Source organism: Kitasatospora sp. NPDC042419 (assembly GCF_056437345.1).
The window spans coordinates 263744-277488 of record NZ_JBWKAW010000005.1 but is presented as its reverse complement, the minus strand read 5'-3'; the positions used below and the strand labels follow the sequence as shown (position 1 = coordinate 277488).

The 13745-nt window shown below is 72.0% G+C and carries 16 protein-coding genes and 1 riboswitch; of the genes, 14 read left to right on the top strand and 2 right to left on the bottom strand.

All coding sequences use genetic code 11. From position 1 onward, the window contains the following. The first annotated feature begins 135 nt into the window (after positions 1 to 135). The 5 genes from AC067J_RS13370 to AC067J_RS13350 all read left to right on the top strand — a co-directional run bounded on the left by AC067J_RS13370 (position 136) and on the right by AC067J_RS13350 (position 5012). Positions 136 to 1062 (top strand): ABC transporter substrate-binding protein, encoded by a 927-nt coding sequence (locus AC067J_RS13370; RefSeq protein WP_478298608.1) that lies wholly within the window; start codon positions 136 to 138, stop codon positions 1060 to 1062. Between the two features lie 470 nt (positions 1063 to 1532). Beyond that, positions 1533 to 2459, top strand: coding sequence for an ABC transporter substrate-binding protein (locus AC067J_RS13365; RefSeq protein WP_478298606.1), 927 nt, complete (start codon positions 1533 to 1535; stop codon positions 2457 to 2459). A gap of 37 nt (positions 2460 to 2496) precedes the next feature. Beyond that, positions 2497 to 3471 (top strand): amino acid ABC transporter permease, encoded by a 975-nt coding sequence (locus AC067J_RS13360; RefSeq protein ID WP_478298604.1) that lies wholly within the window; start codon positions 2497 to 2499, stop codon positions 3469 to 3471. Beyond that, positions 3468 to 4268 (top strand): amino acid ABC transporter ATP-binding protein, encoded by an 801-nt coding sequence (locus AC067J_RS13355; protein WP_478298602.1) that lies wholly within the window; start codon positions 3468 to 3470, stop codon positions 4266 to 4268. Before AC067J_RS13360 ends, AC067J_RS13355 begins: the two co-directional genes overlap by 4 nt. Positions 4269 to 4415: 147 nt before the next feature. Beyond that, positions 4416 to 5012 (top strand): CGNR zinc finger domain-containing protein, encoded by a 597-nt coding sequence (locus AC067J_RS13350; RefSeq protein ID WP_478298600.1) that lies wholly within the window; start codon positions 4416 to 4418, stop codon positions 5010 to 5012. An 11-nt stretch (positions 5013 to 5023) separates the two neighbouring features. Here AC067J_RS13350 and sodX read toward each other — a convergent pair whose 3' ends face one another. After that, a complete protein-coding gene (gene sodX, locus AC067J_RS13345; RefSeq protein ID WP_478298964.1) occupies positions 5024 to 5407 on the bottom strand; it encodes a nickel-type superoxide dismutase maturation protease in 384 nt (127 codons plus the stop codon). A 269-nt stretch (positions 5408 to 5676) separates the two neighbouring features. Between sodX and sodN the strand changes: the two genes are divergently transcribed. The 8 genes from sodN (at position 5677) to AC067J_RS13305 (ending at position 12169) form a co-directional block, all read left to right on the top strand. Beyond that, a complete protein-coding gene (sodN, locus tag AC067J_RS13340) occupies positions 5677 to 6072 on the top strand; it encodes a superoxide dismutase, Ni (protein WP_030392857.1) in 396 nt (131 codons plus the stop codon). 131 nt (positions 6073 to 6203) lie between these two features. Then, a riboswitch (cobalamin riboswitch) is annotated at positions 6204 to 6266 on the top strand. Between the two features lie 126 nt (positions 6267 to 6392). After that, a complete protein-coding gene (locus AC067J_RS13335; protein WP_478298598.1) occupies positions 6393 to 7484 on the top strand; it encodes a FecCD family ABC transporter permease in 1092 nt (363 codons plus the stop codon). Between the two features lie 44 nt (positions 7485 to 7528). After that, positions 7529 to 8302: an ABC transporter ATP-binding protein gene (locus AC067J_RS13330; RefSeq protein WP_478298962.1), complete on the top strand. Its 774-nt coding sequence runs from the start codon at positions 7529 to 7531 to the stop codon at positions 8300 to 8302. A gap of 27 nt (positions 8303 to 8329) precedes the next feature. Then, positions 8330 to 9325 carry an ABC transporter substrate-binding protein gene (locus AC067J_RS13325; RefSeq protein WP_478298596.1) on the top strand — a complete coding sequence of 332 codons (996 nt, stop codon included), beginning with the start codon at positions 8330 to 8332 and terminating at the stop codon, positions 9323 to 9325. An 80-nt stretch (positions 9326 to 9405) separates the two neighbouring features. Then, entirely contained in the window at positions 9406 to 9789 is a 384-nt protein-coding gene (locus tag AC067J_RS13320) for a nuclear transport factor 2 family protein (RefSeq protein WP_478298594.1), read from the top strand. A 9-nt stretch (positions 9790 to 9798) separates the two neighbouring features. Next, positions 9799 to 10275 (top strand): N-acetyltransferase family protein, encoded by a 477-nt coding sequence (locus AC067J_RS13315; protein WP_478298592.1) that lies wholly within the window; start codon positions 9799 to 9801, stop codon positions 10273 to 10275. A 288-nt stretch (positions 10276 to 10563) separates the two neighbouring features. Next, a complete protein-coding gene (locus AC067J_RS13310) occupies positions 10564 to 10974 on the top strand; it encodes an ATP-binding protein (protein WP_478298590.1) in 411 nt (136 codons plus the stop codon). A 166-nt stretch (positions 10975 to 11140) separates the two neighbouring features. Then, positions 11141 to 12169 (top strand): RNA polymerase sigma factor SigF, encoded by a 1029-nt coding sequence (locus tag AC067J_RS13305; protein WP_478298588.1) that lies wholly within the window; start codon positions 11141 to 11143, stop codon positions 12167 to 12169. A 69-nt stretch (positions 12170 to 12238) separates the two neighbouring features. Here AC067J_RS13305 and AC067J_RS13300 read toward each other — a convergent pair whose 3' ends face one another. Further along, a complete protein-coding gene (locus tag AC067J_RS13300) occupies positions 12239 to 12667 on the bottom strand; it encodes a hypothetical protein (RefSeq protein WP_478298586.1) in 429 nt (142 codons plus the stop codon). A 50-nt stretch (positions 12668 to 12717) separates the two neighbouring features. Here AC067J_RS13300 and AC067J_RS13295 point away from each other — a divergent pair, with 50 nt between their 5' ends. Then, the gene (locus AC067J_RS13295) at positions 12718 to 13689 is read left to right on the top strand and encodes a diacylglycerol/lipid kinase family protein (RefSeq protein WP_478298584.1); all 972 of its coding nucleotides are present in this window, start codon (positions 12718 to 12720) and stop codon (positions 13687 to 13689) included. The last annotated feature ends 56 nt before the right edge of the window (positions 13690 to 13745 follow it).

Genomic DNA, 13745 nt, shown 5'->3' with positions numbered 1-13745 from the left:
TCACCCGGTACCGAATTCTGACACACCCGCCCACGGGCCCGGCAGAGCGGGATGGGAGGATCCCTCATCCCGCCATCTCGCGTACACCTCCGCGACGCTGCGGTGCCACTCCACCCCTCCCACAGGAGCACCTCCATGCATCACCGCCCCCACCCCCGACGACGGGCCGCCGCCGCACTCGCGCTGGCCACCGCCGGAGCCCTGCTGCTGAGCGGCTGCGGCGGCGGCGGCGAGCAGGCCTCCGGGGACCCGCTCCAGGAGATCCGCGGGAAGATCCCGAAGGCCCAGCAGACGGCCAAGGTGCTCCGGATCGGCATGGACGTGAACTACCCGCCGGTGCAGTTCCGCGGCACCGACGGCAAGCCGGACGGCCTCGACCCGGACATCGCCGCGGCCCTCGGCCGGATCCTCGACCTGCGGATCGAGTACGTCGACACCCCGTTCGACAAGCTGATACCGGACCTGCACAAGAAGCAGTTCGACGTGGTGATGTCCGCGCTGAGCGACATCCGCCAGCGCCGGGAGGGCGTGGACGACGCCGGCAAGCCGTCCGGGCCGGGCGTGGACTTCGTGGACTACTTCATCGCCGGCACCTCGCTGGTCGTACCGAAGGGCAACCCGAAGGGCGTCCACACCCTGGACGACCTGTGCGGCCGGACGGTCGCGGTGCAGCAGGGCACCACCCAGGACGAGATCGTCACCCGGCAGGTGACCGCCTGCACCCGGGCCGGCAAGCCGCTCACCGTGCACAAGTTCGACACCGACGCCAAGGCGCTGGCCGAGGTCGCCTCGGGCGCCGCGCAGGCCGGCCTGAACGACTTCCCGGTGGCCGCCTACGCGGCGAAGACCACCGACGGCGGCAACCGCTTCGAGGTGACCGGTTCGCAGTCCCGGTCCAACCCGTACGGGATCGCGCTGCGCAAGGAGGACACCGAGCTGCGGGACGTCCTGGCCAAGGCGGTCGACCAGCTGATCCGCAGCGGCGAGTACGACAAGATCCTCGCCAAGTGGAACGTCTCCGCGGGCGCGGCCCAGAACGCGGTGGTCAACGGCGGCATCTGAGCGGGGACGGGGAGCACGGGGCCCCGCGTCCGGGCGGGCGCGGGGCAGGCACGGGGCGCGGGGCAGGCGCGGGGCGGGCACGGGGCGGGCGCAATTCGGGCGAGCGCGCGGGCGGGCCTCCGGGCGGACCGCAGGGTGGTCTGCATACTTATACGCAGGGTGACAGGGACACGGTATCCGTCCGAATAGCGGACAGCGCGCCCCCTCGTTATCCGATTTTGATCTGAATAAGGACCACCCGACCGTCATCAGATGGCAGGATTCCCCCCATCTCGGATCGAGCCGGCCACTGGTCGAGGCGGTTCGGTCAAACGCCCACCTCGGCGGACGGTGGCGGAGAGCAGTACCTCGTACCACCCTGCGCAGTCACACTGCCCCACCCGTACAGCGCCGTACGGCCTGCTGCACCGGTGTGCCGCTCCCCCGCGGCGCGCTCCGCCCGACCTCTCCCTCAGGAGGAGATCTCCCCCATGATCGTCCGTACCCAGCGCACCCGTCTCCTCGCCGGCGCGGCCGTGCTCGCGTCCGCGTCGCTCGTGCTGACCGCCTGCGGCAGCAGCAAGGAGGAGAGCAGCGGCGCGCCGAATGCCTCCGCAACCGTCAACGAGGTGAAGGCCGACGAGAAGCTGGCGGCGCTCGTGCCCGCCGACCTCAAGTCGTCCGGCAAGATCGTGGTCGGTACGGACGCCTCCTACGCGCCGAACGAGTTCAAGGACGACAGCGGCAAGATCGTCGGCCTGGACGTCGACCTGGCCAACGCCGTCGCCGCCAGGCTCGGCCTCAAGGCGGACGTCCAGGACTCGCAGTTCACCGCGATCATCCCCGGCATCCAGTCGAACAAGTTCCAGCTCGGCATGTCGTCCCTCACGGACAACAAGGAGCGCGAGCAGACCGTCGACCTGGTCACCTACTTCAACGCCGGCAGCGCGATCGCGGTGAAGAAGGGCAACCCGGACAAGATCAACGCCGACGACCTCTGCGGCAAGAAGATCGCCGTCCAGACCGGCACCACCCAGGCGCAGGAGATCACCGACACCCGCACCCCCGCCTGCGTCAAGGCCGGCAAGCCGGGCGTCGTCAACGACGGCGACAAGTTCGACCTGCAGACCGACGTCACCAACGCGGTGGTCTCCGGCCGCGACCAGGCGATGATGGCCGACTCCCCGGTCGTCGACTACGCGATCAAGCAGTCCGGCGGCCAGCTGGAGAAGCTCGGCGCCACCTACGACGCGGCCCCCTACGGCATCGCCCTCGCCAAGGGCTCCGCGCTCGCCCCGGCGGTCCAGGGCGCCGTCCAGTCGCTGATCGACGACGGCACCTACAAGCAGATCCTCTCCAAGTGGGGCGTCGAGGCCGGTGCCATCGACAAGTCCACGCTCAACGGCGCCGTCAGCTGACCCTCCGCCGGATTCCTCTCTCCCCCGAGGCCACACCGTGAACTCTCTGGACAAGGGGCACGCGGAGAAGGGACGGCCTGAGACCATCAAGGCCGTCCCGGTCCGCCACCCCGGACGCTGGGCGGGCGCCGTCGTCATCGCCGTCCTCGGCGCGATGCTGCTGAGCGCCCTCTTCACCAACCCCGCTTTCAAGTGGGACATCGTCGGGAAGTACCTCTTCCACGACAGCATCGTGCACGGCATGCTCGTCACGCTGGAGCTGACCGCGCTCGCCATGATCATGGGTGTGGTCGGCGGCATCATCCTCGCGGTGATGCGGCTCTCCCGGAACCCGCTGCTCTCCGGCACCGCCTGGATCTACATCTGGGTCTTCCGCGGCACCCCGGTGCTGGTGCAGCTGGTGTTCTGGAACTTCCTCGGCCTGATCTGGGCCAAGCTCTCGATCGGCGTGCCGTGGGGACCGGAGTTCTGGTCCGAGTCCACCAACGTGCTGATCCCGACCTTCGTCGCCGCGCTGCTGGGCCTCGGCCTGAACGAGGCCGCCTACATGGCGGAGATCGTCCGCGGCGGCATCCAGTCGGTGGACGAGGGCCAGGCCGAGGCGTCGCACGCGCTCGGCATGAGCCAGTTCAAGACCATGCGGCGGGTCATCCTGCCGCAGGCCATGCGGGTGATCATCCCGCCGACCGGCAACGAGACCATCTCGATGCTGAAGACCACCTCGCTGGTCTCCGTGATCTCCCTGGAGGAGATCTTCCGCGCCGGTCAGATCATCTACTCTCGGAATTACCAGAACATTCCGATCCTGATCGTGGTCAGCCTCTGGTACCTCGCTTTCACCTCGGTGCTGACCATCGGCCAGTACTACATCGAGCGGCACTACGCCCGCGGCTCCAACCGGACCCTCCCGCCCACCCCGCTGCAGCGACTGCGGGGCCTGTTCGCCGGGAAGCGCACCCCGAAGACCCAGCACGACGTGGTCCCGGGGATCGAGGGAGGTGGTCACGTATGACCGATCTGACCAAGCCGACCGTCGACGCCCCCCAGGGCGGCCCGATGGTCCGCGCCGAGAACGTCCACAAGTCCTACGGCGCCGTGCACGTCCTCAAGGGCATCGACCTGGAGGTCAAGCAGGGCGAGGTGTTCTGCCTGATCGGCCCCTCCGGCTCCGGCAAGTCGACCTTCCTGCGGTGCATCAACCACCTGGAGAAGATCAACGGCGGCCGGCTCTGGGTGGACGGCGACCTCGTCGGCTACCGCCAGAAGGGCGACAAGCTCTACGAGCTCAAGGACAGCGAGGTCGCGCTGAAGCGGCGCGACATCGGCATGGTCTTCCAGCGCTTCAACCTGTTCCCGCACATGACCGCCATAGAGAACATCATCGAGGCGCCGGTGCAGGTCAAGGGCGAGAGCAAGAGCTCCGCCCGGGAGCGCGGGATGGCCCTGCTGGAGCGGGTCGGCCTGGCCGACAAGGCGAAGAACTACCCGTCCCAGCTCTCCGGCGGCCAGCAGCAGCGGGTGGCGATCGCCCGGGCCCTGGCCATGAAGCCGAAGCTGATGCTCTTCGACGAGCCGACCTCGGCGCTCGACCCCGAGCTGGTCGGCGACGTCCTCGACGTCATGCGCGGCCTCGCCGAGGAGGGGATGACCATGGTGGTCGTCACCCACGAGATGGGCTTCGCCCGCGAGGTCGGCGACGCGCTGGTGTTCATGGACGGCGGCGTCGTCGTCGAGTCCGGCAACCCCCGCGAGGTCCTCACCGACCCGCAGCACGAGCGCACCCGCGCGTTCCTCTCCAAGGTGCTCTGACCCGAGCCCAGGTGCTCCGGTCCGAGGCGCGCTGAGCGCGCCCACCTCGGCGCCCGGCAGGCCGGTCCTGCCGGGCGCCGACGTTTTCCCCGATCGGGTAATAGGCTGGAAGCAGTCAGCCCGTTACCAACCCCTGGAAGGACCCCCGTGGAGCTCGCCTCGTACGCCGATCTGGCCGTCCGGCTGGTGAACACCGAGGAGCCCGAGCGCGGCACCGACGCGCTGACCTCGGTGGACGCGGTGCGCGGACTGTTCTCGGACTCCTCCCGGGCCCGCGACCTGGCCGACGAATCCGACCTGCCCCGGCTGCGGGCCGTCCGCACCCGGCTGCGCGGGGTCTTCGAGGCCGCCGCCGAGGGCGACGAGTTCCGCAGCGTCGACCTGCTGAACAGCCTGCTGATGGAGTTCCCGGTCAGCCCGCTGGTCTCCGGCCACGACTACCTCGACGCCGCCGGCCGGCCCCGCTGGCACCTGCACCTCGCCGACAACTCCCCGACCGCCACCGCGCACTTCAGCGCCGTCGCCTGCATGGGCCTGGCGGTCCACCTGACCGAGCTGGGCGCCGACCGGCTGGGCATCTGCCAGGCCGCGCCCTGCCGCAACGCCTACCTGGACACCTCGACCAACCGGTCCCGGCGGTACTGCTCGGACCGCTGCGCGACCCGCGCCAACGTCGCCGCCTACCGGGCCCGCAAGCGGCTGGAGGCCCAGGAGGCCGCCGCCACGGCAGCCGGACAGGGCTAGCCCGACACGCCCTAGGCGCGGGTCCCGCGGATCTCCTCCGGGCGGACCCAGACACCGCAGCGCCGGGCCAGGCCGGGGATCCGGGCCAGCGGGGCGGAGAGCAGCAGGCGCTCCAGCCGGCGGCCGGGGGCCAGCCAGGCCGGGCGCGGGCGCAGCCTCAGCAGCACCCGGCCGAGCACCAGCTCGTCCGGGACCGCGCCGTAGCTGCGGCTGTCGCTGTCGACCGGCCGGTTGTCCGAGAGCAGCCACCAGCCCTTGGGGCGCCGACCGTCGGCGCGCTTGACCACCAGCAGGTCCTGCTGGAACGGGTGGCGGAACACCACCACCGCCCCCGGCCGGATCCGCGCACCGTACCGGACCAGCAGCTGGTCCCCGTCGCGCAGCGTCGGCACCATCGAGTCGCCCGCCACGTCGATCAGTCCGAACGGGGCGCCACCCCCCGGGGTGCCGCCCTCCGGTTCCGCGCTCCGCGCCACGACTCCTCCTCCCGGCTCCCACCCGCGTCCTCGGCCCCCCAGTCTGCCGTACGGACCGTCACCCGCCGGTGTCCGGATTGGCACGGTTCCGGCTCCGCCTTTTGCCCTAGGCCCGCCGCCCGACCGCGAAACCCCGCGGGCGGCGGGGTAATCTCGGCCGCGGGAAGACGATCTAAGGAAGGACTCCCATGTTCTCTCGTCTGTTTGCACCGCGCGCCACCGCCCACGCCCACTGCGACCTGCCCTGCGGCGTGTACGACCCCGCCCAGGCCCGGATCGAGGCCGAGTCGGTGAAGGCCACCCAGGAGAAGTACCAGGCCAACGAGGACGCGCACTTCCGGGCCCGCGCCGTCATCATCAAGGAGCAGCGCGCCGAGGCCGTCAAGCACCACATCTCGGTGCTGTGGAGCGACTACTTCAAGGCCCCGCACTTCGAGAAGTACCCGCAGCTGCACCAGCTGATCAACGACACCCTGAAGGCCGCCTCGGCCGCCAAGGCGTCGACCGACCCGGCCACCGGCCAGGCGCTGCTCGACCTGATCGCCGAGGTCGACAAGATCTTCTGGGAGACCAAGCAGGGCTGATCCCCGCTCACTCCTCCTCGGCCGCCCCCGTCCGCACCGCCGGACGGGGGCGGCCGTGCGTTCTCCCGACGATCGCACCGGGTAAGGGTTGCCTGCCCTGAGCGCTTGTTATGCTGCCAGGGCGTCCCGAGGGGAAGCCGGTGCGAATCCGGCGCTGACCCGCAACGGTAAACGGCACCCCGCGCCGTGAGCCCGATCGCCCCGGGACGCCGACCTCCCAACAACTCGCCGTGGACTGCGAGGGGATGGCGCCCCGGCACACCCCCGCCCGGGCGTGCCGCCCCCGCGCCGCACCGGCCCGAGGCGAAGGCGCGCCCCTCTTGAGCACCACCGCCACCGCACCACCGGCGCCGGCCGGCGCCCCGCCCGGACCGCGCCGGATACCCACCGTGCCGCTGGCCGCCGGCCTGGCCGCGGCCCTGCTGTTCTCGCTGGTCTGCGCGGTCGCGCTGGGCTCCGCCGGACTCGACTGGTCCCGGGTGCTGCGGCTGCTCGGCGCCGGCCTGACCGGCGGTCGGCTGGAGGCCGACGAGGCCTCCGCCTACGCGATCGTCTGGGAGATCCGGCTGCCGCGCGCCGTCCTGGCCGCCGTCGTCGGCGCCGGACTGTCCGTCACCGGCGTCGCGGTGCAGGCGATGGTCCGCAACGCGCTGGCCGACCCCTTCGTGCTCGGCATCTCCTCCGGCGCCTCGGTCGGCGCCAACGCCGTGCTGATGCTGGGCGCCTTCGCCTCGCTCGGCGTCTGGGCGCTCTCCGTCTCCGCGTTCGGCGCGGCCCTGGTCGCCATGGTGCTGGTCTACCTGACGGCCCGTACCGCCTACGGGCTCACCCCGCTGCGGCTGGTGCTGACCGGCACCGCGATGTCCTACGGCTTCTCCGCCGTCACCGCGCTGATGGTGTTCGCCGCCGCCCGCGGCGAGGCCGCCCGCTCCGCCATGATGTGGCTGCTCGGCAGCCTCGGCGGGGCCACCTGGGGCTCGGTGCCGATCGCCGCCGTCACCGTCCTGGCCGGCCTGGCGTACCTGGTCTGCTCCGCCGGCCGGCTGGACGCGCTCGCCATGGGCGACGAGACGGCCGCCTCGCTCGGGGTCGACCCGGACCGGCTGCGGCGCGAACTGTTCGTGGTGACGGCCGCCGTCACCGGCACGGTGGTCGCGGTCAGCGGCGCGATCGGCTTCGTCGGGCTGATGGTCCCGCACGTGGTGCGGATGCTGGTCGGCGCCGGGCACCGCCGGGTGCTGCTGATCGCCCCGCTCACCGGGGCCCTGCTGCTGGTCTGGGTGGACGTCGTCTCCCGCACCCTGCTGGCGCCGGCCGAACTGCCGGTCGGGGTGGTCACCGCCGCCCTCGGGGTGCCCTGCTTCCTGCTGCTGATGCGCCGCCGCGGCTACTCCTTCGGAGGTGGCCGGTGAACACGGCCCGCACGACCGTCCCCGGCCTCACCGCGGCCCCCGCCCTGGACCTCGCCGTCGACGGCGTCTCGGTCGAACTGGCCGGCCTCCGGCTGGTCCACGACGTCACCCTGGACGCCGCCGCCGGGCAGGTGGTCGGCCTGGTCGGGCCGAACGGCAGCGGCAAGTCCACCCTGCTGCGCTGCGTCTACCGGGCGCTGCGGCCCGCCGCCGGGGCCGTCCGGCTGGGCGGCGAGGAGCTGCACGCGCTCACCGCCCGCGAGGCCGCCCGGCGGGTCGCCGCGCTGCCGCAGGAGCACTCCGCCGAGTTCGACTTCACCGTCGCCGAGGTGGTCGGCATGGGCCGGCTGCCGCACCGGCGCGGGCTCGCCGCCGGCCCCTCCGCCGGCGACGGCGAGCGGTGCGCCGCGGCGCTGCACCGGGTGGGCGCCGCGCACCTGGCCGAACGCGGCTTCCTGAGTCTGTCCGGCGGCGAGAAGCAGCGGGTGCTGATCGCCCGGGCGCTGGTCCAGGAGCCGAAGGTGCTGGTGCTCGACGAGCCCACCAACCACCTGGACATCGCCCACCAGCTGGAGGTGCTGGCGCTGGTCCGGGAGGCCGGGCCGACGGTGCTCACCGCGCTGCACGACCTCAACCTCGCGGCCGGCCACTGCGACCTGCTGTACGTGGTCGCGGCCGGGCGGATCGTCGCCTCCGGGCCGCCCGGCGAGGTGCTCGAACCCGGCCTGCTCGCCGAGGTGTTCGGGGTCCGCGCGACGCCCGTCCGGCACCCGGTGACCGGCGCCGTCCAGCTGCTCTTCGACCGACTCGCCAAGTGACCCCCGTTGATCCAGCAAGGAACCCCCATGCGCACCAAGGCCGTTGCCGCCGCCGCCCTGCTCGCCCTCGCGCTCACCGGCTGCGGGGCCGAGATCGCCCCGAGCGGTGACGGCGCCACCGCCTCCGCCCACTACCCGGTGACCGTCAGGAACTGCGGCACCGAGCTCACCTTCAAGCAGAAGCCGGCCCGGACGGTGACCAACGACGTCGGCATCACCGAGCTGATGCTGGCGCTCGGCCTGGAGGACCGGATGGCCGGCTACGTGATGCCCGACGACAAGGGCGACGTCGAGAAGGTCGCCTGGAAGGACGGCTACCAGCGGACCGCCTGGCTCTCCAAGAAGCAGATCACCAAGGAGATCGCGCTGGAGGCCAAGGCCGACCTGGTCTTCGCCGGCTGGCACTACGGCTTCGACGACGCGAGCGGCGTCACCCCGCAGGCGCTGGGCGACCTGGGCATCGCCTCGTACGTGCTCAGCGAGTCCTGCCGCAGCGGCAAGGGCCCGGAGCGCGGTGTGATGTCCCCGCTGGACGCGCTCTACACCGACCTCGCCAACCTGGGCGAGATCTTCGACGTCCGGGACCGGGCCGACAAGCTGATCGCCGACTTCAAGGGGCAGGTCGCCGCCGTACCGGAGCCGGCGTACCGGCCGGGCGTCTTCCTGTACGACAGCGGCGAGGACAAGCCGTACACCTCGGGGAAGTTCGCGGCGCCGGAGGAGATCATCGCCAAGGCCGGCGGACGGAACGTGACGGGCGACGTCGCCGACTCCTGGACCACGGTCGGCTGGGAGAGCGTGGTCCAGCGCGACCCCGAGGTGATCGTGATCAACAACTACGGCACCCCGGACGCCGAGAGCAAGCGGAAGTTCCTGAAGTCCTTCCCGCCGCTGGCCGGCGTCTCCGCGGTCCGCAACGACCGGATCTTCGTACTGGACTACGTCGACCTGGTCGAGAGCCCGCGCAACCCGGCCGCGATCACCGCCCTGGCGGCCTACCTGCGCACCGTGCCGGCCCGCTGAACCACCGCCCCGCCGGGCGGTTCCGCCGGGCGTACGCTCGAAACGTACGAGCCGACGGAACCGACCGGAGGAGCGAGGACATGACCGCCATGGCCGCACCGTCCGCCTTCGACACCGGGGCCCTGCGCGAGGGCATCGAGCACGCCGACCCGGCGGCCCTGCTGGCGCTCTACGCGGACGACGCCGAACTGCGCGTGGTCGACCGCAAGACCCAGCCCAGCCACCCCCTGGTGATGCACGGCCGGGACGAGATCGGCGCGCTGCTGGACGACCTCTACGGGCGGGAGACCACCCACCGGCTGGAACAGGTGGTGCTCCAGGACGACCGGCTCGCCTTCCTGGAGTCCTGCCGCTACCCGGACGGGGTCCGGGTGCTGGTCAGCTCGGTCGCGGGCCTGCGCGACGGGCGGATCGTCGACCAGACCTCGGTCCAGGCCTGGGACGAGGACGAACCGGCCCAGTAGGCTCGTGCCATGATCCGCACCGCCGTCGCCACCGACGTCCCGCTCATCCGCACCCTGGTCCGCGAGCTCGCCGAGTACGAGAAGGCCCCGGAGGAGGCCGTGGCCACCGAGGAGCAGCTGCACGACGCGCTGTTCGGCCCCGAGCCGGCGGTGTTCGGCCTGATCGCCGAGGACGACACCACCGGCGAGCCGGTCGGCTTCGCGGTCTGGTTCCTCAACTTCTCGACCTGGCGCGGCACCCACGGGATCTACCTGGAGGACCTCTACGTCCGCCCGGAGGCCCGCGGCGGCGGCCACGGCAAGGCGCTGCTGCTGGAGCTGGCGCGGACCGCCGTCGAGCGCGGCTACTCGCGGGTCGAGTGGTCCGTCCTGGACTGGAACCAGCCGTCGATCGACTTCTACAAGGCGCTCGGCGCGGTGCCGATGGACGACTGGACCGTCTACCGGCTCACCGGCGACGCGCTCGCCGCCGCCGGAACCCGCTGAAACCGGTCGGAACCCGGCGCTCGGAGTCGATCGCGGACGGCGCACAAGGCCGCCGTCCGACCACTGACACCCTGCGTCGCGATGCCTTACCATGAGTGACTCCCGCACCGGGTCAGGAAAGCGGTAACGTCTCGGGCGGACGCGCGGCGTCCGGCCACTCTTCGAGGGGTATGACCGGTACGTACCGCACCACCCCTCTGGACAGTTGGGGCGAAGCAGTTGAGCCAAGCAACAGACAGTGCCGCGGCCACCGGCCCGGAAGCACAGCGCGTCACCCAGGAGGTGAGGGTGTCCCAGATCGACGGCGAGCCCGGAGTGCAGGACTTCGTGGAGGTCCGGCTGCCCGCGGCGGGTGCCTACCTCTCGGTCCTGCGAACAGCCACGGCGGGCCTGGCGGCCCGGCTGGACTTCACGCTGGACGAGATCGAGGACCTGCGCATCGCGGTCGACGAGGCGTGCGCCATCCTGCTCCAGCAGGCCGTTCCCGGATCGGTCCTGTCCTGCGAGTTCCGGCTGGTCGGCGACTCCCTGAAGGTCATCGTCTCGGCGCCGACCACCGACGGCCGGGCCCCCGAGCGGGACACCTTCGCCTGGACGGTGCTCTCGGCACTGGCCGGCGAGGTGGAGTCCTCGGTCGCCGAGGACAACACCGTGTCGATCAGCCTGCACAAGAAGCGCGGCGGCCCCGCCGCCCACTAGAGCGGCCCCGAGCGATCGTGGCAGCAACCGAGCAAGGGCCGTCCGCCCGGCACCCCACCCGGGCCGGCGGACGGCTCCCGGTACCGCCCCCACCGGGCGGTACGACCATCGAGACGAACCGGGGCCGGTGGCCCCGGTGCTCCCGGAACGGAACGGGGGAATGGCCGTGAGTGATCTGGACCGTACCGGCCTCGCGACGGCGGGCCCTGCCGTACCGACCCAGGCGAGCGTGCCCGGCCTCGCCGCCAACGACGAAGCGCACCCGAAGGACGCCCACCGGATGAGCCAGCCGACCGAGCCGACGCCCGATCCGTCGCCCACGCCCGAGCCGCCGGCCGCGGACCTCCCGGACGAGGCGGCCGAGGCGGCCGACACGGCCGAGCAGGCCGCCGAGGCGCTGCGCGCCGCGGTGCCCGCCCAGGGCCCGCACCGCAGCGGCGCACCGGACCGCGAGGCGGCCCGGGCCCTGTTCGTCCGGCTGTCCGCGCTGCCCGACGGCTCCCCGGAGCGCGTCGAGCTGCGCAATCAGCTGGTGCGCATGCACATCCCGCTGGTCGAGCACCTCGCCCGGCGGTTCCGCAACCGCGGCGAGCCGCTGGACGACCTGACCCAGGTCGCCACCATCGGCCTGATCAAGTCGGTGGACCGCTTCGACCACGAGCGCGGGGTCGAGTTCTCCACCTACGCGACACCGACCATCGTCGGCGAGATCAAGCGGCACTTCCGCGACAAGGGCTGGGCGGTCCGGGTACCGCGCCGGCTCCAGGAGCTGCGGCTCTCGCTGACCACGGCGACCAGCGAACTCTCCCAGCGGCACGGCCGCTCCCCCACGGTGCACGAGCTCGCCGAGCACCTGGGGATCTCCGAGGAGGACGTGCTGGAGGGCCTGGAGTCCGCCAACGCGTACTCCACGCTCTCGCTGGACGTGCCGGACAGCGACGACGAGTCGCCGGCCGTCGCGGACACCCTGGGCGCCACCGACGAGGCACTGGAGGGCGTCGAGTACCGCGAGTCGCTCAAGCCGCTGCTGGCCCAACTGCCGCCCCGGGAGCAGAAGATCCTGGTGCTGCGGTTCTTCCGGAACATGACGCAGTCGCAGATCGCCGCCGAGGTGGGCATCTCCCAGATGCACGTCTCGCGGCTGCTCGCCCGGACGCTCGCCCAGCTGCGGGAGAAGCTGCTGGTCGAGGAGTAGGACCCGGGGTCCGGAAGAGCGGACCCAGGCGGCCGCCCCGGGGCGGCCGCGGACCGGCGGCCCCTGCGCTCAGCCCTCGTGCGGAGCGTAGAGGGCCGCCGTCGCCTTCGGGCTGAGCAGCGCGCCGATGCCGACCAGGCCCAGCGCGCCGACGGCCACCGCGACGGCGGCCATCGGGCCGCCGCTCTGCCACATGTAGTACGCCACCGGCAGGCAGATGGAGTTGGTCAGCACGGCCGGGCTGCGGCCCCAGCGGCGGCCCTTGAGCAGCGCCCGGGCGGCCAGCAGCGGCAGCACGCCGAGCAGCACGATCACCAGGCCGCCGAACTCGTTCAGGGCGAGCTGCTTCGACTCGCCGGACAGCGCGGCGACCATGTCCCAGACGCCGACGACGGCCAGCGCGGCGCCCTCCAGGGCGGTGATGGCGGCGCCCACGGTGAGGGCCGCCGGCCGGTCGGCGCCGGGCACGGGTACGGGTGCGGAGGATTCTGCGGTCACTCCAGCAGGGTAGCCGCCGACCGGTCCGTACCGACCCGTAGGCTGAGCACATGCGCGCTCTCCTGGTCGTCAATCCGAAAGCGACCACCACCAGTGGCCGCACCAGGGATGTCCTGATCCACGCCCTGCGCAGCGACCTCAAGCTGGAGGTGGCGCAGACCGAGTACCGCGGCCACGCGCGCGACCTGGCCCGCGGGGCGGTCGACGACGGCGCGGTCGACCTGGTGGTGGCGCTCGGCGGGGACGGCACCGTCAACGAGGTGGTCAACGGGCTGCTCGCGCACGGCCCGGGCGAGAAGGTCCCCCGGCTGGCCGTGGTGCCCGGTGGCTCGACCAACGTGTTCGCCCGCGCCCTGGGCCTGCCCAACGACCCGGTGGAGGCCACCGGCGCGCTGCTGAACGCCCTGGAGCACCGGCGGGAGCGCCCGATCGGGCTGGGCAAGGCGATGACCGAGGGCCTGCCCGACCGCTGGTTCACCTTCACCGCCGGACTCGGCTTCGACGCCGGTGTGGTCGGCCGGGTGGAGGAGCAGCGCCGGGCGGGGCGCAAGTCCACGCACGCGCTCTACGTCACCCAGGCGCTCCGGCACTTCGTCACCCAGCGTGAGCAGCGCAGATCGGGCCCGGTCACGCTGGAACTGGCGGGCCGCGCACCGGATCCGGGTCTGGCACTGGCGATAGTCAGCAACACCTCGCCGTGGACGTTCCTGGGCAACCGCCCGGTCTACCCCTCGCCGCTCGCCTCCTTCGACGCGGATCTCGACGTCTTCGGCATCACCCGGATGACGGCGTTCGGTACGGCTCGAACGGTCCGTCAGATCCTGCGGTCGCACGGGCCTTCGAGTGCCGACACCCCGCCACCCGGCCCTTCCGGGAAGCACGTCGTCTCCTATCACGACGTCCGGCACTTCACCTTGGTTTCAGAGGAACCGGCCCCATTCCAGGTGGACGGGGACCACCTTGGATCCAGGAGTCGCGTCAGTTTCACAGGCGTACGGCGGGCACTGCGTGTGATTGTGTGACCGGAAGGGGCCTTCGCCCTTCTTCTCGAACGCACAAGCCCCCTTCACTCCATAGA